The 19,713-nt window shown below is 67.6% G+C and carries 19 protein-coding genes and 1 tRNA gene; 14 read left to right on the top strand and 6 right to left on the bottom strand.

Features of this window, described 5'->3' with window-relative positions; genetic code table 11:
* The first annotated feature begins 36 nt into the window (after positions 1-36).
* Positions 37-306 (top strand): hypothetical protein, encoded by a 270-nt coding sequence (locus IT779_RS13850; protein ID WP_196149717.1) that lies wholly within the window; start codon positions 37-39, stop codon positions 304-306.
* Positions 307-321: 15 nt separating this feature from the next.
* On the opposite strand, the gene IT779_RS13845 is transcribed toward IT779_RS13850, so the two are convergent.
* Entirely contained in the window at positions 322-1,581 is a 1,260-nt protein-coding gene (locus IT779_RS13845) for a cytochrome P450 (protein ID WP_196149716.1), read from the bottom strand.
* A 261-nt stretch (positions 1,582-1,842) separates the two neighbouring features.
* Here IT779_RS13845 and IT779_RS13840 point away from each other — a divergent pair, with 261 nt between their 5' ends.
* The 3 genes from IT779_RS13840 (at position 1,843) to IT779_RS13830 (ending at position 3,844) form a co-directional block, all read left to right on the top strand.
* Positions 1,843-3,096, top strand: coding sequence for a cytochrome P450 (locus tag IT779_RS13840; RefSeq protein WP_196149715.1), 1,254 nt, complete (start codon positions 1,843-1,845; stop codon positions 3,094-3,096).
* An 89-nt stretch (positions 3,097-3,185) separates the two neighbouring features.
* Positions 3,186-3,455: a hypothetical protein gene (locus IT779_RS13835; protein WP_196149714.1), complete on the top strand. Its 270-nt coding sequence runs from the start codon at positions 3,186-3,188 to the stop codon at positions 3,453-3,455.
* Complete coding sequence (locus IT779_RS13830) at positions 3,452-3,844, top strand: type II toxin-antitoxin system VapC family toxin (RefSeq protein ID WP_196149713.1); 393 nt, start codon at positions 3,452-3,454, stop codon at positions 3,842-3,844. The genes IT779_RS13835 and IT779_RS13830 overlap by 4 nt, the downstream gene beginning before the upstream one ends.
* Before the next feature lie 93 nt (positions 3,845-3,937).
* Here the strand turns inward: IT779_RS13830 and IT779_RS13825 are convergent, their stop codons facing one another.
* From IT779_RS13825 to IT779_RS13810, 4 genes are all read right to left on the bottom strand, one after another.
* Positions 3,938-4,168, bottom strand: coding sequence for a hypothetical protein (locus tag IT779_RS13825; protein ID WP_196149712.1), 231 nt, complete (start codon positions 4,166-4,168; stop codon positions 3,938-3,940).
* 537 nt (positions 4,169-4,705) lie between these two features.
* Positions 4,706-4,778 (bottom strand) — tRNA-Arg (locus IT779_RS13820).
* A gap of 104 nt (positions 4,779-4,882) precedes the next feature.
* Positions 4,883-5,596 (bottom strand): DUF305 domain-containing protein, encoded by a 714-nt coding sequence (locus IT779_RS13815; RefSeq protein ID WP_196149711.1) that lies wholly within the window; start codon positions 5,594-5,596, stop codon positions 4,883-4,885.
* Positions 5,596-6,489 carry a DUF3105 domain-containing protein gene (locus tag IT779_RS13810; protein ID WP_196149710.1) on the bottom strand — a complete coding sequence of 298 codons (894 nt, stop codon included), beginning with the start codon at positions 6,487-6,489 and terminating at the stop codon, positions 5,596-5,598. Before IT779_RS13810 ends, IT779_RS13815 begins: the two co-directional genes overlap by 1 nt.
* A gap of 94 nt (positions 6,490-6,583) precedes the next feature.
* Between IT779_RS13810 and argS the strand changes: the two genes are divergently transcribed.
* The 6 genes from argS (at position 6,584) to rho (ending at position 15,606) form a co-directional block, all read left to right on the top strand.
* Positions 6,584-8,242 (top strand): arginine--tRNA ligase, encoded by a 1,659-nt coding sequence (gene argS / locus IT779_RS13805; RefSeq protein ID WP_196149709.1) that lies wholly within the window; start codon positions 6,584-6,586, stop codon positions 8,240-8,242.
* Positions 8,243-8,306: 64 nt separating this feature from the next.
* Complete coding sequence (lysA, locus tag IT779_RS13800; RefSeq protein WP_196149708.1) at positions 8,307-9,731, top strand: diaminopimelate decarboxylase; 1,425 nt, start codon at positions 8,307-8,309, stop codon at positions 9,729-9,731.
* Positions 9,728-11,083 carry a homoserine dehydrogenase gene (locus IT779_RS13795; RefSeq protein ID WP_196149707.1) on the top strand — a complete coding sequence of 452 codons (1,356 nt, stop codon included), beginning with the start codon at positions 9,728-9,730 and terminating at the stop codon, positions 11,081-11,083. Before lysA ends, IT779_RS13795 begins: the two co-directional genes overlap by 4 nt.
* The gene (thrC, locus tag IT779_RS13790; RefSeq protein WP_196149706.1) at positions 11,080-12,189 is read left to right on the top strand and encodes a threonine synthase; all 1,110 of its coding nucleotides are present in this window, start codon (positions 11,080-11,082) and stop codon (positions 12,187-12,189) included. The genes IT779_RS13795 and thrC overlap by 4 nt, the downstream gene beginning before the upstream one ends.
* A 25-nt stretch (positions 12,190-12,214) precedes the next feature.
* On the top strand, positions 12,215-13,171 hold the full coding sequence (gene thrB / locus IT779_RS13785) for a homoserine kinase (protein WP_196150036.1): 957 nt from the start codon (positions 12,215-12,217) through the stop codon (positions 13,169-13,171).
* 401 nt (positions 13,172-13,572) lie between these two features.
* Positions 13,573-15,606, top strand: a complete 2,034-nt coding sequence (gene rho, locus IT779_RS13780; RefSeq protein ID WP_232541746.1) for a transcription termination factor Rho — start codon at positions 13,573-13,575, stop codon at positions 15,604-15,606.
* On the opposite strand, the gene IT779_RS13775 is transcribed toward rho, so the two are convergent.
* Positions 15,572-15,943, bottom strand: coding sequence for a hypothetical protein (locus tag IT779_RS13775; protein WP_196149704.1), 372 nt, complete (start codon positions 15,941-15,943; stop codon positions 15,572-15,574). The genes rho and IT779_RS13775 overlap by 35 nt on opposite strands.
* Positions 15,944-16,230: 287 nt before the next feature.
* Between IT779_RS13775 and rpmE the strand changes: the two genes are divergently transcribed.
* The 4 genes from rpmE to IT779_RS13755 all read left to right on the top strand — a co-directional run bounded on the left by rpmE (position 16,231) and on the right by IT779_RS13755 (position 19,622).
* Positions 16,231-16,461 (top strand): 50S ribosomal protein L31, encoded by a 231-nt coding sequence (gene rpmE / locus IT779_RS13770; protein WP_039796334.1) that lies wholly within the window; start codon positions 16,231-16,233, stop codon positions 16,459-16,461.
* A 116-nt stretch (positions 16,462-16,577) separates the two neighbouring features.
* On the top strand, positions 16,578-17,648 hold the full coding sequence (gene prfA / locus IT779_RS13765; RefSeq protein ID WP_196150035.1) for a peptide chain release factor 1: 1,071 nt from the start codon (positions 16,578-16,580) through the stop codon (positions 17,646-17,648).
* A gap of 120 nt (positions 17,649-17,768) precedes the next feature.
* Positions 17,769-18,650 carry a peptide chain release factor N(5)-glutamine methyltransferase gene (gene prmC, locus IT779_RS13760; RefSeq protein WP_196149703.1) on the top strand — a complete coding sequence of 294 codons (882 nt, stop codon included), beginning with the start codon at positions 17,769-17,771 and terminating at the stop codon, positions 18,648-18,650.
* Positions 18,651-18,956: 306 nt separating this feature from the next.
* On the top strand, positions 18,957-19,622 hold the full coding sequence (locus IT779_RS13755; RefSeq protein ID WP_196149702.1) for an L-threonylcarbamoyladenylate synthase: 666 nt from the start codon (positions 18,957-18,959) through the stop codon (positions 19,620-19,622).
* Positions 19,623-19,713: the final 91 nt, after the last annotated feature.

Here is a 19,713-nt window from a genome sequence, read left to right as displayed (position 1 = left end):
CGAGCGCGCGCTCCGGTATCCCAGTACGCTCCTGGCGTGGGCAGCATGATCAAGAAGGCCGCGAGTCTGGACTACGGCGACCTAGGCGCGTCGGTGCGATTGCAGGGGGGTGACAGCGCGGTGACGGGGACATTGGTCGGCTTCACCTTGGCGCAGGGCGTCGACGTCGAACTCTCCCTGACCGTCGACGTCCTCGAACCCGAGGACGTGACCGCCTACATCAGCGCGCAGAGCACCCTCGAACTGCGCGGCGAACAGTATCCCGGAGACGCCGCCGATCCCGAAGGCTGGAGCGCCGCCGACTGAAGCCGTTTCTGGCGTTCAGACCGTTTCACGTGCTCCGGGCTCGAACCGGATGTGGACGTTGTCAACACCCCACGCGAGTCCGAGGTGTTCCTTCGGCTGCTGGTCCGGCGCCAGGCCGAAGCGGGGGATCCGGCGGCGCAGTTCCTGAAAGGCGATGCGCAGTTCCAAGCGGGCGAGGTGCACGCCGAGGCAGTGGTGCGGTCCGAGGCCGAATGCCAGGTGCGGTTTCGCATCGGGTTTCGTGAAGCGTTCGAGTACGACATCGTCGGGGGCGTCGTAGTAAGCGGGATCACGGTTGGCGGCGGCGAGCGGGAAATGGACCCGCTCGCCGCGCGTCAACGTCAGCTCGCCGACGCTGACCTCGTCCTGGTCGACCGTGCGCGTCGGCACCGGCGGCGTCGCCCACCGCAGGAATTCCTCCACCGACGAGTTGAGCAGTTCCGGCGTCTCGTTGATCCGGTCCCAGTTCCGCTGCTCGGCGGCCAGATGCACGATCGCCTGACCGAGGACGCTGCGCACGGTGTCCATGCCCGCGAGCATCATCAGCAGGAAAAGGTCGAACAGTTCGGAGTTCGTCAGCTTCTTGCCGTCGATCTCGGCATTCAACGCCGCCGACGTCACGTCGTCGCGGGACGGCTCGGCGCGACGCTGCTCGATCAGCGCGAACAGGTACTCGTGGATCTCGCCGTGCGCCTTTCCCCTTGCGGCGTCGGCCTCCGCCCGCGAGGCATTCGGCAGACCGTGCATCACGATGTCGACCCAGCCGTTGAGCCGCTCGATATCCTGTTCGGGCCAGCCCATGATCTGCATGACCGTGATCCCCGGAAACGGCAACGCGAAATCATTGCTGAAATCGCATTCACCCTTCTCGATCCACGTGTCGATCAACTTGTTCGCCCACTCCCGCAAACCCTCTTCCAGTCGCGCCACTCGGCCCGGCGCGAACGCAGGCTCGAGTATGGCCCGGAATTGCCGGTGCTTGGCCCCGTCGACTTCGATCGGGATCATGCCTTCCTCGGAGCCCGCGGAGTTGTTGCCGTCGGGATCGTTGGGAAAGCTGATGAAGCCTCGGTTGCTGCGCCGCAGCACGCCCGCGATGTCGTCGTAGCGGGTCAATACCCAGCAGCCGTTGCCGCGCGCGGAGTAGCTGATGGGCAGCGTTTCCCGGCGCTGCGCGAGTTCCGCCAGTTGCGCACCGATCGGCACCGTGCCGTAAGGGTCGTAGTCTCGCCGGAATTCGGCGCGCAAAAGATCGATCGAAACGTCGGTGGTCATACTCGAACTCCACATCTCACGATGGTCGGCTGTTCTCGGCCAACGCACGCTACCACCAAATATGTTGCGATTCAATGAAATTCGAGTTCCGGCGCGCGGCGGACGTGGTGGAGTGGCGCCTCGCGGTCTCGTCGCGTACTCGAAAGCCGCACGAGTTCAACAAGTCTGAAACGAAAATTCGACATTCGGAGTATGGTCGCCTCGGTGCGATGGATCCCCACCGCGCCGAGGCACGATGACGACAAATCCGGGAGTCGATTCTTGAGCACGTCCGACCAGCGAACGCCGACCTCGACCTGCCCGGTCGCGCACAACACGCCGTTCGGAAGCGATGATCCGCGATACCTGCTCTGGGAACCGGAATTCGCCTCGGATCCGAGCAGTCACTACGCGCGGATGTACCGGTCCGGCCAATCGATGGTCCCGGTCGAATTGTCGCCGGGTGTCGCGGCGACGCTGGTGATCGACTATCGGACCGCGGTGCGGATACTCAATGATCCAGAGCATTTCCCGGCCGACCCGAGGGCGTGGCAGGAAACCCTGCCCGCCGACTGCCCGATTCTCCCGCTGGTCGGTTACCGACCCGTCCCGGCGCGCACCACCGGCGCCGAACATCGGCGTTATCGCGACGTCCACAATGCGGCGATGCGCGATGTCGACCTGCACGCCCTGCATATCCACATGGAGAAACTCGCCGTGCCGTTGATCAACGGTTTCTGCGAAGCCGGACAGGCCGACCTGATCAAACAGTACTGTTTCCCGCTCTCGTTCGCGGCCTGCAACGTTCTGCTCGGCTGCCCGCCGGATCTGGGGGAACGCATCGCCGAAGGCATGGCCAAGATATTCGAGAACATCGACGCCGAATCCGGCAACCAGATCGTCGCCGCGGCGCTCATGGAACTGATCGATCTCAAACGCCGCCAACCCGCCGACGACGTGGTCACGCGCATGCTGCGACATCCGGCGGAGCTGTCCGACGAGGAGATCCTGCACCAGATCAACAGCCAATACGGCGCGGGCATCGAGATCCAGCAGACCCTGATCACCAACACCCTGCTACAGATCCTCGCCGAGGACGGCCTCGGCCAAGACGTGCTCGGCGGCAGCCTGTCCACCCGCGACGCCCTCGACGAAGTCCTGTTCACCAACCCGCCGCTGGTGAACTTCCTGCTCACCTACCCCCGCCAGCCCATCCTGATCGACGACCTCTGGCTTCCCGCCAACGAACCGGTCGTCATCAGCATCGCCGCGTGCAACAACGACCCGCGCCTGCGCAGCGGCGACCGCCGCGGCAACCGCTCACACCTGTCCTGGGGTCTCGGCCAACACAGCTGCCCCGCCCAGACCATCGCGTACCTGATCGCCCAGGACGCGATCGACCAACTCCTCGACGCCCTCCCGGAAATGCGCCCGAACTTCCCCACCGGCGCCCCCGATTGGCGCCCGGGCCCCTTCCACCGCTCGATGACCGAACTGCCGGTCCTCTTCACCCCGTCCCCACCGCTACACATGTGAACTCGCCATCCTGACTCGGCGGCTTTGGGTCGCTGGTCTCGATCATTGCATGCTAGTATGCATGAAATAGTGCATGCGGAAGGTGGGCTATGGCGACTGTGCAGGTGCGAGACGTTCCGGACGATGTGGCGGCGGTGATCGCGGAGAAGGCCAGCGCCGAGCACAAATCGGTGTCGGCGTACCTGAGGGACCTTATGACCGCTGACGTGCAGCGAGAGTTGCAGCGGCGGGCGATCGCCAAGTGGGACGAGGAGTTGCGGCAAACCCAGCGGCGGCTGCGAATCATCGGTCAGGGGACGCCCTCGGGAGCCGAGGTGGTGCGTGAGGTGCGAGAAGATTACGACCGGGGGCAGGAGTGATTGTCGTCGACGCATCGGTCTGGGTCGATCTGCTGCGCGGGATTCTTCAGCCGGGTTATGTGGAGCGGATTCGGATCGCTGGATGCGTCTCGCCGCCGCATGTGGATTTCGAGGTCGGGTCCGCGCTCGTCCGATTGTCCCGGCGCGGCGTTCTGGAGTCGGAACAGGCGCACGGGTTGATCGCGTTGTTCAGCACGCATCCCGTGGAAAGAATTCGTGAGCCCGGCGATTCGGTTGCCGCTTTGAAATTGCTCGACAACGCGACCTATGCGGACGCCTGGTACATCGCGCTGGCCCAACGGCTCGCCTACCCTCTGATGACATTGGACGAGGGGATGCAGAAGGCCGCGCGAATCCACGGCGTAGAGGTCGTGGGCGCGCTCGGCTGAAGGGTTTGCTTCAGGTGCCCTGCCGTGCAACAGCTCCTGGGGCTGGCGGCGCCATTGGGCGGTGCCTTGACTCGACCTCCGTCGCGGTCTCGGTCAGGTGAAGTCGTCGGCTGAGGAGTCGGTCATTGCCGTGGCGAACCTGGGATGTGCCTCGAACTCGAACGCGTCCGTGGACACGATCGGACGACACCGGATGAACGTGTTTGCTCGACGGCGGAGCGTAGCTGCCGCGAGAAGACAGATAAGAATCCAGATCGGGAACACCGCGACGGCGAAGGTGACGATGGCGGCTTGGCCGAGGCCGAGAGCCTTGGAGATCACCATTCCCAGAACACAGCACAACCCACCGATGACGATTGATCGGCTGATTCTGCGCTGTCGCATGGACGTTCGGAGACACCGGGAACACACCGGCCATTCGCCGCGAAGACAGGTGGTGATCCGGATTCGATTGAAGCCGAGGCTGACCATCTTGTTTGCCGGAATCTCGCCACCACTGTTTCTCCGGAGCGCGTGCGTTGGTGGCCACCGGAACTGTGACCGGCACTACCGCGGTTCGAGCGTGTTCGATCATTCGAGCCAGCCGCGTTGTCGGCGCTCGCCGAAGTAGCGGTCGTCCTCGATGTGCTCTGGGTGTTTGCCGATTGCTCATCACACCCCCGGATGGTCGTACGAAGTGATCGGCGTCCCAATGTTGCTTACCGTCCGTCTTGCCCATGAAGACCCGAATCGAAGGCTACGGGTGGTGTTTGCCGCACGACAATCGCGAGCCGGATTGAGCGGGTACCTCGCCGATGGTGGATGCGGAGAAGCGGGGCAAGAAAATGCCCGACTACCAGTGTGTTCGGCAGCCGGGCTCGGTGCCCTCGGCAGGATTCGAACCTGCGGCCTTCTGCTCCGGAGGCAGACGCTCTATCCCCTGAGCTACGAGGGCGGGATAGGCCGGTCGGGGGCTGTGCCTTCCGATCGGGCGGGGCAAGCGTATCGCATCGGTGGGCTTGGGCCAAAAAAGTAAGGGGAGAGGGGGAATCGGTGGGGTCAGTTGGTGGGGAGGGGGGTGCCGCCTCGGGCGGTCAGGAGGGTGGTGATGAGTTGGGATTCGTTGGTCTGGGTGGCGGCCATGGTGGTGGCGAGGGTGCGCACGGCGGTGGTTTCGGCGTGTTGGGCCGCGTATTCGATCATGGGGAGTCCGCCTTGGTGGTGGCGCAGCATGAGTTGCAGGAACAGGCGGTCGACGTCGGGGGTTTGGCGGAGGGTGGCGAGGTCTTCGGCGCTCGCCATGCCCGGCATGGTCGCGACCGGTCCGTTCGCGTGGTGGTCGGCCCCGCCACCGCTCCCATGGTCGGCCCCGCCGACGTGATCGTGACCATTCTCACGTGTATCAGTCATCCACCCCATGTAGCCGTCGATGCTCTGCGCGGGCTTGCCCCACAGCTGCAGCCAGCCCTGCATGCGCCCGACCTGGGCCTGCTGCGTGGTCATGATGTCGTAGGCGAGTCTGCGCACCTCGGTGTCGGAGGAGCGCAGCAGCGCCACGCCCGCCATTTCCACGGCTTGGGCGTGGTGGGCGGACATGTCCTGGGTGAATCCGACGTCGACGGTGCCGGGATCGGGTTCCTTGGCGCCGTCGAGTGGGATGCGGGCGAGCACGCCGATCGCGAAGCCGAGCAGTATCGCGCCGACCGCGCCGAGGACGACGAGCGCGGTGCGCTGGCGCCGCAGTTGTCCGCCGAATCCGCCCGAGTCCTCCACTACTGCTCCGGTGTGGGCGCGGGGACGAGACCGGTGGGCAGCCCTGGTACGCCGGGAATGTTCGGCATGCCGGGAATGCTTCCGCCGCCGCCCAATTCGCTCTGGTCGGTGGAGACGCCGGTGCCGTCCATGGGGATCGCGTCGGGTCCGGGCGGCGCCGGGTCGAACGGTGTCGGATTGTCGCGGTCGAAGTACGGATTCGAGCAGTCGGCGCCGACTTCGGGGTAGGCGTACGGATTCTGGCGCAGCGCGGTGATGAACTGGTTGATCCGCTTGTCGTCGGGGCTGTCGAGCTTGAGCTGATGGCCCCACGACTGCAGGGAGATCGGCGCGTCCAGTCCCGGATACGGCGACATCAGCGTGTACTGCTTACCGGTGACCTTCTTGCTGAGCGTCTCGACCCCGGACGCGTCGACCTTGTCGGGGTTGTAGGCGATCCACACGGCGCCGTGTTCGAGGGAGTGCACGGCGTTCTCGGTGCGGATCGGCTTGCTGTAGACGACGCCGGTGCACGCGGCCCAGATCGAGTCGTGCGGTCCGCCGAAGGCGGGGGTCTGGTCGTAGGCCACCCGCTGGTTGGAGGCGATGTGCTTGCCCGCGCCCTGCGCGTAGTCCTTCTTCAGCACGCCGTCGATCTGGTCGGACGGGTCCTTCTTCTCCGCGCTCGGCGTGAATCTGTCGAGTTCGGCTTGTTCGCGGTACTTCGGCACCAGGCTGAAGGCCAGCGCGCCGATCAATGCGATGATGACCGCTGCCGCGGCGATGGCAAGCCACGGTATCTGACGATTGCCGGGAAGTTTGCCTTTGCCGCCGCTCTTCTTCGCGGACGGCGAGGTCTTCCCGGCCGCTCGGACGGCCTTGGCCGACTTCGAGGCGCTGTTGCTACTCGGCATCGCTCGTATGTGCTCTCTCGACGTGGTGATTGCGCTGTCCTGCGTGGTGCCCGCCCGAAGGTGTTCACCTGCCCAGACCATAGGATAGAGACTCGTGACTCCAGCTGACCTTGCAGATCTCCTCCGCGCGACCGCGGCGAAGGTGCTCGTCGAACGTGGACTGGACCCGGAGGTCCTTCCCGCCGAGGTCACGGTCGAGCGTCCGCGTAATCCGGAACACGGCGACTACGCCACCAATGTAGCGCTTCAGGTCGGGAAGAAGGCGGGCGCCAATCCGCGGGAGCTCGCGGGCTGGCTGGCCGAGGCGCTGGCCGACGCCGACGGGATCGACTCCGCCGACGTGGCGGGGCCCGGCTTCCTGAACATCCGGCTCGCCGCCGCGGCGCAGGGCGCCATCGTCACCGGCGTGCTGGCCTCGGGCGTGTCCTACGGCACCGCCGACGCGCTGCGCGGAACCAGGATCAACCTGGAGTTCGTCTCGGCGAATCCGACGGGTCCGATCCATCTCGGCGGCACCAGGTGGGCATCGGTCGGCGACGCGCTCGGTCGCATCCTCAGCGCGCAGGGCGCGGAGGTCACCCGCGAGTACTACTTCAACGACAACGGCGCGCAGATCGACCGCTTCGCCAATTCCCTGGTCGCCGCGGCCACCGGCGCGCCGACCCCCGACGACGGGTACGCGGGCGCCTACATCGGCGAGATCGCCGCGACGGTGGTGGCGAACCATCCCGAAGCGGTCGGCTTGCCCGAGGCGCAGCGGCACGAGGTGTTCCGGCGCGAGGGCGTCGAGCTGATGTTCGCCCACATCAAGCAGACGCTGCACGATTTCGGCACCGATTTCGACGTCTACTTCAACGAGAGTTCGCTGTTCGCGTCCGGCGCGGTCGAGCGGGCGGTGTCGGAGTTGAAGGGTTCGGGCAACCTGTACGAGAAGGACGGCGCGTGGTGGATCGCGAGCACCGAATACGGTGACGACAAGGACCGCGTGGTCATCAAGAGCGACGGCAGTTCCGCCTATATCGCCGGTGACATCGCCTACTTCCAGGACAAGCGCGCCCGCGGTTTCGACCTGTGCATCTACATGCTCGGCGCCGACCATCACGGCTACATCGGCAGGTTGAAGGCCGCCGCCGCCGCGTTCGGCGACGATCCCGACACCGTCGAGGTGCTGATCGGTCAGATGGTGAATCTGGTCAAGGACGGCGCCGCGGTGCGGATGAGCAAGCGTGCGGGCACCGTGGTGACCCTCGACGATCTGGTGGAGGTCATCGGCGTCGACGCCGCGCGGTATTCGCTGGTCCGGTCCTCGGTGAATTCCACGATCGATATCGATCTCGACCTGTGGACCAAGCAGAACAACGAGAATCCGATCTATTACGTGCAGTATGCACACGCGCGCACCTGCCGGATCGCCGACAATGCCGCGGCGTTCGACTTCGCTTCGGTCACACCGGATTTCGGTCTGATGTCCGCCGATCGCGAGGGTGAGCTGATCAGGACCCTCGGGGAGTACCCCCGGGTCGTCGCGACCGCCGCCGAGATGCGCGAACCGCATCGGGTGGTGCGGTACCTGGAGGAGTTGGCGGGCGCGTATCACCCGTTCCAGTCCGATGACGAGATGCGCGTGCTGCCGCGCGGTGACGAGCCGGTCACCGCCCTCAACGCCGCCCGGCTCGAACTGGTCAAGGCGACCAGGCAGGTGCTCGCCAACGGCCTCGGGCTGCTCGGGGTCGGCGCACCGGAGCGCATGTGAACGCCGAGAGTGCACGGAACCGAAGGAAGGGAGCCTCAGTGAGCGAGTGCAGCGAGGGGGGATCATGAGCGCGCATCCGGCGGGTCCGCGGCACGCCGAGATCCCGCACGCCCCGAATCTGCCACAGCGGCCGTCGGATTCGAGTGCGATGATCGATCTGCCCGCGAATGTGTGGCCCCGCAACGCATCCCGCGACGCGGACGGCGCGGTCCGGCTGGCGGGCGTTTCGGTCGAGCGGCTGGCCGAGGAGTTCGGCACGCCGCTGTTCGTGGTCGACGAGGACGATTTCCGTTCCCGCTGCCGCGATATGGTGAGCGCGTTCGGTCCGAACGCGCGGGTGCACTACGCGTCCAAGGCGTTCCTGTGCGGTGAGATCGCCCGGTGGATCAGGGACGAGGGGCTTTCCCTCGATGTCTGTTCCGGCGGCGAGCTGGCCGTCGCGCTGCACGCGGGTTTTCCGGCCGAGCGAATCGCGTTGCACGGCAACAATAAATCGGTCGCCGAGTTGGAGACCGCGGTGTCGGCCGGTGTCGGTCACGTCGTGGTCGACTCGCTGATCGAGATCGAGCGACTGGAAGCCGTCGCCGGTCGCGCGGGCGTGGTGCAGGATGTCCTGGTCCGCGTCACGGTGGGCGTGGAAGCCCATACGCACGAATACATTTCGACCGCACATGAGGATCAGAAGTTCGGCTTCTCGATCGCGGGCGGCGATGCGATGGAAGCGCTGGCGCTGGTCTTCGAGGCGAAGAATCTGCGTCTGGTCGGCCTGCACAGTCACATCGGTTCGCAGATCTTCGAGATCGACGGGTTCGAGATCGCCGCGCGGCGGATGCTCGGGCTGCTGCGCGACGCCATCGACAAATTCGGCGTCGAGCGCACCGCGCAGATCGCGACGTTGGATCTCGGTGGGGGACTTGGCATCTCATACCTGCCTAACGACGATCCGCCGCCGCTGGCCGAGTTCGCGGCCAAGCTGCGCGATCTGGTCGAGGCGGAGGCGGCCTACGCCGGACTCCCGACGCCGAAGATCGCCGTCGAGCCGGGGCGCGCCATCGCGGGTCCGGGCACGATCACCCTCTACGAGGTCGGCACCATCAAGGATGTGTCCCTCGACGGCGGTCTGCGCAGGCGCTACGTCAGCGTGGACGGTGGGATGAGCGACAACATCCGGCCCGCGCTGTATCAGGCCGACTACGACTGCCGCCTGGTCTCGCGCGGGTCCGAAGCCGGGCCCGTGGTCGCCCGTGTCGTCGGAAAGCATTGTGAGAGCGGCGATATCGTGATCCGCGACACCTGGATGCCCGCCGACGTCGGTCCGGGCGACCTGATCGCGGTGGCCGCGACGGGTGCGTACTGCTATTCGATGTCGAGCCGCTACAACCAGCTCACCCGCCCGGCCGTGGTCGCCGTGCGTGACGGGCGGGCGCGGCTGATCCTGCGTCGGGAAACGGTGGCCGATCTGCTGAGCCTGGAGGTGCAACAGTCATGACCGATGTCGCCAAGAACGGTCCTTGGGGTACCGATCGCCCGATCGGGGTCGCCGTGCTCGGCATGGGCAATGTCGGCACCGAGGTGGTGCGCATCCTGCGCGACCACGCCGACGAACTGCGCTCGCGGGTCGGCGCGCCGGTGCTGCTGCGCGGTATCGCGGTGCGCGACAGCAGCATCGATCGCGGCGTGCCCGCCGAACTGCTGACCACCGACGCGCACGCGCTGGTGGCGCGCGACGATGTCGATCTGGTCGTCGAGGTCATCGGCGGCATCGATCCGGCGCGCAGCCTGATCCTGGCCGCGCTGAATGCGGGCAAATCCGTGGTAACCGCGAACAAGGCCCTGCTCGCCGACTACACCGGCGAACTCGCGGCCGCCGCCGAACACCATCGCGCCGACCTGTATTTCGAGGCCGCCGTCGCGGGCGCGATCCCGGTGGTCCGCCCGCTCATCCAGTCGCTGTCCGGTGACCGGGTCGACCGGGTGGTCGGCATCGTCAACGGCACGACCAACTTCATCCTGTCCGCGATGGACGAGACCGGCGCCGACTATTCGGCGACGCTGGCCGAGGCGACCAGCCTCGGTTACGCGGAGGCCGACCCGACCGCCGACGTGGAGGGTTACGACGCGGCGGCCAAGGCCGCCATCCTGGCGTCGCTGGCCTTCCACACCCGCGTGACCGCCGCCGACGTGTATCGCGAGGGCATTTCCAAGATCACCGCCGAGGACCTGGAGACGGCCTCCGCGCTGGACTGCACCGTGAAGCTGCTCGCCATCTGCGAGCGGGTCGGCGCCGGTCCGGGGGAGCCCGCGCGCGAGCACGGCGGCAAGGAACGCGTCTCGGTGCGGGTGTATCCGGCGCTCGTTCCGCGCAGGCATCCGCTGGCCGCGGTGAGCGGCGCGTTCAACGCGGTGGTCGTCGAGGCCGAGAACGCGGGCCGGTTGATGTTCTACGGGCAGGGCGCGGGCGGGGCTCCGACGGCCTCGGCGGTGCTCGGCGATCTGGTGATGGCGGCCAGGAACAAATTCTTCGGTGGCCGCGCGCCGGGTGAATCGGTTTATGCTGAGCTACCGATCGCGCCGATCGGCGATACACCGACCCGCTACCACGTGAATCTCCAGGTGGAGGACGTGCCGGGGGTGCTGGCCAAGGTGGCGGGCGAATTCGCCAACCACGGGGTCAGTATCTCCACCGTCCGCCAGGAAGGCCACGGCGAGGGCGCGCGGCTGGTCGTCGTCACGCACTGCGCGATGGAGTCGGCGCTCGCGGACACCGTCGCCGCGCTCGCGGAGATGACATCCGTCACATCCGTCACCAGCGTCTTGAGATTGGAAGGCACCGAGGAATGAGTACGACCGGCATCGGTGAGAAGGGGATCGCACCCCAGTCAGGCGTGCATTCGCGCTGGCCGGGGCTGATCGCGGCCTACCGCGACCGGCTGCGGGGCGCGGCCGACTGGGAGCCGGTGACCCTGTTCGAGGGCGGCACGCCGCTGGTGCCCGCGCCGCACCTGTCGGAGCTGACCGGCTGCGAGGTCTACCTCAAGGTCGAAGGCGCCAATCCGACCGGTTCGTTCAAGGACCGCGGCATGACCATGGCGATGACCGACGCCAAGTACCGAGGCCAGAAAGCGGTGCTCTGCGCCTCGACGGGCAACACCTCGGCATCCGCGGCCGCCTACGCGACCCGCGCGGGCATGAGCTGCGCGGTGCTGATCCCGCAGGGCAAGATCGCCATGGGCAAACTGGCACAGGCCGTCATGCTCGGCGCCAAGATCATCCAGGTCGACGGCAACTTCGACGACTGCCTCGAGCTGGCGCGCAAGGTCACCTCCGACTTTCCCGAGGTCGGTCTGGTGAACTCGGTGAACCCGGCGCGCATCGAGGGCCAGAAGACGGCGTCGTTCGAGATCTGCGATGTGCTCGGCCGCGCGCCCGACGTGCACGCCCTCCCGGTGGGCAATGCGGGCAACATCACCGCGTACTGGCGCGGCTACCGCGAATACCATGCCGACGGCATCACCGGCGGACTGCCGCGCATGCTCGGCGTGCAGGCCGCGGGCGCGGCGCCGCTGGTCGAGGGTGCGCCGGTGTCGAATCCGGAGACCATCGCGACCGCGATCAGGATCGGCGCGCCCGCGTCCTGGAACGGCGCGGTCGAGGCGAAGGAACAGTCCGGCGGGATGTTCCGCGCGGCCACCGACGACGAGATCCTTGCGGCCTACCGCCTGGTCGCGGCCACCGAGGGCGTTTTCGTCGAACCCGCGTCGGCCGCGAGTATCGCAGGCGTGCTCGCGGCGCGCCAGGATGGCTGGCTCGACTCGGGACTCACCGTGGTGTGCACCGTCACCGGCAACGGGCTCAAAGATCCCGACACCGCGCTGCTCGGCATGCCGCAGGTGCAGGCGATCGCGGTCGACCCGGTCGCCATCGCCGCCGAACTCGAGCTGGCCTGAGGTGAATTCCCGCGAGAGTCAGTTGATCTCACGGACCCTGCCCGCCGGATTGGCGGTAACGGCGCGGGTGCCCGCGTCGACCGCCAATCTCGGCCCCGGGTTCGATTCCCTCGGCATGGCGCTCGGTCTCTACGACGAGATCGAGGTGCGCACCACCGATTCCGGCCTCACGGTCCGGGTCGAAGGTGAGGGCGCCGACGATGTGCCGTGGGGCCCTTCGCATCTCGTCGTGCGCGCGATCGAGCGCGGCCTCGAGGCCGCCGGGGTGTGGGCCGACGGTCTCGATGTGGTGTGCCGCAATGTGATTCCGCACTCGCGCGGACTCGGCTCCTCGGCCTCGGCGGTGGTCGGCGGTTTGGCCGCGGGCTGTGGGCTCGCGGCGAAACTCGATACCGACCTGTCCGTCGATACCGACCGTCTCGTGCAGCTGGCCTCGGAATTCGAGGGTCATCCCGACAATGCCGCGGCCAGCGTGCTCGGCGGAATCGTGGTGTCCTGGACCGAAACCGCCGCTACCGCCGCCGGGGACGGTGTCGAGATCCCGGAACATCGGCGGGTGTACCGGGCGGTTCGCTTGGCGGCGCATCCTTCCTTGCGACCGGTCGTTCTCATTCCCGAGGTGCGTTCCTCGACCACGCACACGCGCGGTCTACTGCCCGAGACCGTGCCACACGCCGACGCGGCGTTCAATGTGAGCCGCGCCGCGTTGGCCGTGGTCGCGCTCACCGAGCGGCCCGACCTGCTGCTGCCCGCGACCTGCGACAAACTGCACCAGGCCCAGCGTGCGCCCGCCCTCCCGCTGACCACCGCGTGGATCGCGCGGCTGCGGGCCGAGGGCATCGCCGCGACGGTGTCCGGCGCGGGCCCGACCGTACTGGCCCTCGGGACCAGCGAGTTTCCCGCCGAACTGCGCGAGCTCGCCGCGGCGGAGGGGCTGCGGGTGGTCGAGCCGGGACTCGCCGAGGGCGTCTCGGTGGACTGACGGCGAGTCCGTCTTGCCGACCTCGACTGTCGCCAGCTATCCTGGGCAAGTCCGTACATCGTGCGCATCAGACGCCGGTGCTTCATCAGGGCAATCGCTCCAGCAGGCTCCAGGCTCGAGCCTCCAGGCCATGGGGGTGCTGCGTAGCTGCGCAACTGGAATGATCTCTCCCACCTTTCATATCCGGTGGCGAAGCCGCCGGTCCGGCGGGGCAGGTGATTTACGGCATCCGAGTCCGGCACGGTGCCCGGACTGCGGGACGAACCCTCGAATCAGCACACGGCAGTCGAGGGAAGGAAAGGATTTCCGTGACAGATACGGACCTGCTCGCGACCCCAGGGGTGGATTCCGACCCGAATTCCTCGGGCGGCCGCGAAAGTGACTCCGGACAGATTTCGAAGATGAGCGAACAAACCGACGTCGCACGATCGGGGCTGACTGGAATGCTGTTGCCGCAACTGCGCGCGCTCGCTGGAGAGCTCGGTATCCGAGGCACCTCCGGAATGCGCAAGGGCGATCTCATCGCCGCCATCAAAGAGAATCAGGCCGGAAAGCCCGCGAAGACGGCGGAGAAGCCCGCTCGCGGTGAATCGGCGCGCAGCGGTGGTGAGTCGGCGAGAAGCGGTAAGGCCGAACAGGGCACGCTCGATGTGGAGCCCGCCGCCAAAGCCGCCGCGCCCGCGAAGTCCGCTCCGGCGAAGTCCGTCGCTCCGGTGAAAGAAGCCGCTCCGGCGAAGGAGGAGGCGCCGAAGGCCGCCGATTCCGCGCCCTCGAAATCGACGCGTTCGGAATCGGCTCAGGCCGAGGCGCCCGCTGCCGAAACCGCGGAGGATTCCGGTCGGGAACCGGCTCAGCGCGGTCGCGGCCGTCAGCGCCGCGGTCGGGATCAGGCGCGCGGCGCGGCCACCGAAGCCGCCCAGCCCGAGACCCGTGCCGAGGAGCCGAAGCAGGACGCCGAACAGGGCGAGCGTCGGCGCGACCGCAACCAGGGCGACCGCAATCAGGATCGCAACCAGGGTGAGCGCAATCAAGGTGAGCGCGGCCAGGGTGGTCGGGATCAGGGTGGTCGGGATCAGGCCGATCGCAACCAGAACGGCAGCGGCGGGCGCGGCGACGCGGGTCGCGGCGACACCCGCGGCGGTGACGCCCGCGGTGACGGCCGCGGCGGCGACGACGAAGAGGGCGGACGCGGACGTCGCGGTCGCCGTTTCCGTGAGCGCCGTCGCGGCCGGGACCGCGAGGGCGGCGCCACCGGCGGTGAGGCGCGCGAGCTCGAGATCCGCGAGGACGACGTCCTGCAGCCGGTCGCGGGCATTCTCGACGTGCTCGACAACTACGCCTTCGTGCGCACCTCCGGGTACCTCGCAGGGCCGAACGATGTGTACGTCTCGATGAACCTGGTCCGCAAGAACGGCCTGCGCCGCGGTGACGCGATCACCGGCGCGGTGCGCGCGCCGCGTGACGGCGAGCAGGGCAATCAGCGGCAGAAGTTCGATCCGCTGGTTCGCCTCGACACCGTCAACGGCGGCGATGTCGACGCGGCGCGGCGGCGGCCCGAGTTCAGCAAGCTGACACCGCTGTACCCGAATCAGCGCCTGCGCCTGGAGACCCAGCCGAACAAGCTGACCACCAGGGTCATCGACCTGATCATGCCGATCGGCAAGGGGCAGCGCGCGCTGATCGTGTCGCCGCCCAAGGCCGGTAAGACCACGATCATGCAGGACATCGCGAACGCGATCGCGACCAACAACCCCGAGTGCTACCTCATGGTCGTGCTGGTCGACGAACGTCCCGAAGAGGTCACCGACATGCAGCGTTCGGTGAAGGGCGAGGTCATCGCCTCGACCTTCGACCGCCCGCCGTCGGATCACACCTCGGTCGCGGAGTTGGCCATCGAGCGCGCCAAGCGCCTGGTGGAAATGGGCAAAGACGTTGTGGTTCTGCTCGACTCGATCACCCGTCTCGGCCGCGCGTACAACAACTCCTCGCCCGCCTCGGGTCGCATTCTCTCCGGTGGTGTCGACTCGACCGCGCTGTACCCGCCCAAGCGGTTCCTCGGCGCGGCGCGCAATATCGAGAACGGCGGCTCGCTGACGATCATCGCCACCGCGATGGTCGAGACCGGCTCGACCGGTGACACGGTGATCTTCGAGGAGTTCAAGGGCACCGGCAACGCCGAGCTCAAACTCGACCGCAAGATCGCCGAGCGGCGCGTGTTCCCGGCGGTTGACGTCAATCCGTCCGGCACCCGCAAGGACGAGCTGCTGCTCAACCCGGACGAGGCGGCGGTGCTGCACAAGCTGCGGCGCGTGCTGTCCGGCCTGGATTCACATCAGGCGATCGACCTGCTGATCGACCGTTTGAAGAAGTCGAAGAACAACCTCGAGTTCCTCATGCAGGTCAGCAAGACCGCACCGGGCGCACTCGACGAGTGAGAGCACGGGGGTTCCGTTCCGACGGAGCCCCCGTTCTCGTTTCGGCGGGCCTGGGCAGCGGCGCGGGGGAGAAGAAGAACAGGCCGATCGCCGCCGCGCCCGCTACGAGTCCGGCGATGATGATCGCGGTCGGTCCGACCACCGTGGCGCCCGGCGTCCGGCGTCCGGCGTCGGCGACGACCGTCTCCGTGGTCTCGTACACCGAGGTGGTCGCGTAGCCGGATCCCGTGCGGTAGGCGGAGGCGGTGTCGGCGCGGTGATCGGGCATGGCGAATGCGCCCGCCGTGACGGCGAGCAGGAGCAAGATCAGTGTCGCCGCGGCGATCCGGCTGTTCACGGTGCGGTCCTTTCCGGTCCTGGCACGCCGATGTGCATCCTCCTCGACCCACTCTATGAACACGGTTGTACGCATTCCCGAGTAAGGCACTACCCGATTCCGACCGTCCGATTCCCGATATCGCGGCGGCGGGCGGGAACAAGCGCCGCCCCGAGGGCGTTTTGGGAGGTGACGGCGGCTCTGGCATACTGATTCGCCGTGCGTCTGCGGTTCCGCAGGCAATCCCGCCTAGTCGGTTCCGGTTCACGCCTTCGGGCGACCCGGCGACCATTCTCGAGAGGACATCCATGAAGGCAGGAATCCACCCGACCTACGTCGACACCACCGTCGTCTGCGGTTGCGGCAATACCTTCCAGACCCGCAGCACCAAGGAGTCGGGACACATCACCGTCGAGGTCTGCTCGCAGTGCCACCCGTTCTACACCGGCAAGCAGAAGATCCTCGACACCGGTGGTCGCGTGGCCCGCTTCGAGGCTCGCTACGGCAAGCGCGCGGGCAAGAAGGCCGACGCCAAGTAGCTTCCTCACCGACGCCCGGTTCTGCACAGCAGGCCGGGCGTCGGTGCGTTCTACGGAGCGTTCGCTTTCGACGCGGTATCCATTTCGAGAGGACCAACACCATGACCCCGTCCGCGATGTCACAGCCGTCCGCGATCGACGACATTCTGGCCGAGCACGCGGGGCTGGAGACGCAGCTCGCCGATCCGGCGCTGCACAACGATCCGGGCGCCGCGCGCCGCGTCGGCAAGCGATTCGCCGAACTCGCGCCGATCATGGCCACCTACACGAAGCTGCGCACCGCGCGCGAGGATCTGGCCGCGGCCGAGGAACTGGCCGCCGACGACGCGAGTTTCGCCGCCGAGATCCCCGAACTCCGCGAGCGATTCGCCGAACTCGAACAGACGCTGGCCGACCTGCTCGCCCCGCGCGACCCGCACGACGGCGACGATGTCGTGCTCGAGGTGAAATCCGGTGAGGGCGGCGAGGAGTCGGCGCTGTTCGCCGCCGACCTGGCCCGCATGTACATCCGATACGCCGAGCGGCACGGGTGGAAGGTCGAGATCCTCGGCGTGACCGAATCCGATCTCGGCGGCTACAAGGACGCGACGATCTCGATCAAGAGCCGCGACGCCACCCGCGACGGGGTGTGGTCGCGATTGAAGTTCGAAGGCGGCGTGCACCGGGTGCAGCGGGTTCCGGTCACCGAATCGCAGGGACGCATCCACACCTCGGCGGCGGGCGTGCTGATCTATCCGGAACCGGACGAGGTCGAGCAGGTACAGATCGACGAGTCCGATCTGCGCATCGACGTGTACCGGTCCTCGGGCAAGGGCGGTCAGGGCGTCAACACCACCGACTCCGCGGTCCGCATCACCCATCTGCCCTCCGGCATCGTGGTGACCTGCCAGAACGAGCGCTCGCAGCTGCAGAACAAGGCGCGCGCGATGCAGGTGCTCGCGGCCCGGCTGCAGGCGCTGGCCGAGGAGCAGGCCGATCAGGAAGCCGCGGCGGGGCGCGCGAGCCAGATCCGAACGGTTGACCGCTCCGAACGCATCCGCACTTACAACTTCCCGGAGAATCGCATCGCCGATCACCGCATCGGCTTCAAGGCCCACAATCTGGACACCGTCCTCGGCGGCGACCTCGACGCCGTGCTCGACGCGTTGGCCAAGGCCGATCGCGAGGCGCGGATGGCCGCCGAGTGACCGGTGTTCCGGGAAGTGGCAGGTGCGCCGCGCGTGGATCGGGCACAGTGGTCTGTGAGTTCCCGCACGCGGAGTTCCCGCGCGCTGTTCGAGGCGAGTAGGAAGACGGGGGTGTCGGCGATGACACGTATCGCGCTGCGACCTGCCATCAACGAGGCGGCCGAGGTACTTGACCGAGCCGGTGTGCGCAGTCCGCGCTACGACGCCGAAGAACTCGCGGCCCATCTGCTCGGCGTGCAGCGCACCCGGTTGGCGCTGGTGCCGCTGGTCGAACCCGAACTGCTCGAGCGGTACCGCGACCTGGTGGCCCGCCGTGCTCGCCGCATCCCGCTGCAGCATCTGACCGGGGTCGCGGCGATGGGGGAGATCGATCTCGCGGTCGGTCCAGGCGTCTTCGTCCCGCGACCGGAAACCGAACTGCTCTTCGCGTGGACGCTGGCCTTCCTGGAGACCCTGCCGCACGATCACCGTCCGATCGTGGTCGACCTGTGCACCGGTTCCGGCGCGCTCGCGCTCGCGGTCGCGCACGCGAGGCCCGACGCCGAGGTGCACGCGGTCGAGGTGGACCCCGACGCGCTGACGTGGGCGCGGCGCAATGCCGACGACCGCATAGCCGACGGCGACACTCCGATAGTCCTGCACGCCGACGACGCCACCGACCCGGAGCTGCTCACCGATCTGAACGGGCGCGTCGACGTGGTGGTCAGCAATCCCCCCTACATTCCCGAGGGGACTCCGCTGGATCCCGAGGTCATCGACCACGATCCGCGCCGGGCGTTGTTCGGCGGCGCGGACGGGCTCGACGTGGTGCGCGGCATGCTCCCCGTGGTGACCCGCCTGCTGCGCCCCGGCGGCGCGGTGGCGGTCGAGCACGACGATTCCAACGGTTCCGAACTGGCCGCGCTGCTCGGCAAGAACGGCGAGTACTCGGACGTCGTCGAACATCCCGATCTGGCGGGTAAACCACGTTTCGTGGCCGCGACCCGCACCACCCCGCGCTGATCTTGTGACAGCACGCGGGGTGTGATGAGGACGGACACCGGAGAAACTTCTCGTCGTGGACGTCCTCGGCGCGCGCCGGACGGCCGGTGGCGTCGCCGCGTGGCCGCGACCTGCGCCGTGTCGCGCTCGCAGCACACCGGAGAACTGTTCGTAGTGGACGCGGCGAATGTCGTCGGCTCAGAGCCCGACCGCTTGCGGCATGACCGAGCGGCGGCGAATTCGCCGGTGTAAGCGGGGGCATGCGGTTCGCGGGTTGAGCCGACACCGCACGAGTCGGCCCGTCCGCGCCGTGACAGGATGTAGCCCGTGAGCACCGTCTACGACTGCGCCGATCCCGACTCGCGCGCGGCCGGGCTCAGCGCCGCGACGAGCGCGCTGAAATCCGGCCGCCTCGTCGTGATGCCGACCGATACGCTCTACGGCATCGCCGCCGACGCCTTCGATTCCGGGGCGGTGAGTTCGCTGCTCGCGGCCAAGCGCCGCGGCCGCGATATGCCGGTTCCGGTGCTCGTCGGCTCCTGGCACACCATCGACGGATTGGTGTTCTCGGTGCGCCCGCAGGCCCGCGACCTCATCAAGGCGTTCTGGCCCGGCGGCCTGAGTCTGGTTGTGCAGCAGGCCCCTTCGCTGGCCTGGGATCTCGGCGACACCAGGGGCACGGTCATGCTGCGGATGCCGCTGCATCCGGTGGCGCTGGAACTGCTCGCCGAGGTCGGTCCGCTCGCGGTGTCGAGCGCCAACGTCTCGGGGCAGCCGCCCGCCAAGACCGCCGACGAGGCGCGTACGCAACTCGGCGACCTGGTCGGCGTCTACCTGGACGGCGGTCGCTCCGAACACGCGGTGGCCTCGACCATCGTCGACATGACTTCCGATCAGCCGCGGATCCTGCGCGCGGGCGCGGTGTCGGTGGAGCAGATCGCCGAGGTGCTGTGGATGACTCCGGAAGAGCTGTCCGCGGGCAGTGTCGGCTAGTCGCGTCGATCGGCGTGTACCGAGGACCGGCCGGACCTGATGCCGTTCGGCGGGTAGTGCAGTGCGAAGATGGGCGCGTGAGCATGTTCCG

This window comes from Nocardia bovistercoris, assembly GCF_015674855.1.
Classification (GTDB): Bacteria; Actinomycetota; Actinomycetes; order Mycobacteriales; family Mycobacteriaceae; genus Nocardia; species Nocardia bovistercoris.
Note: the sequence above shows the minus strand (reverse complement) of the source record. Positions and strands in the feature narration are given on the sequence as shown.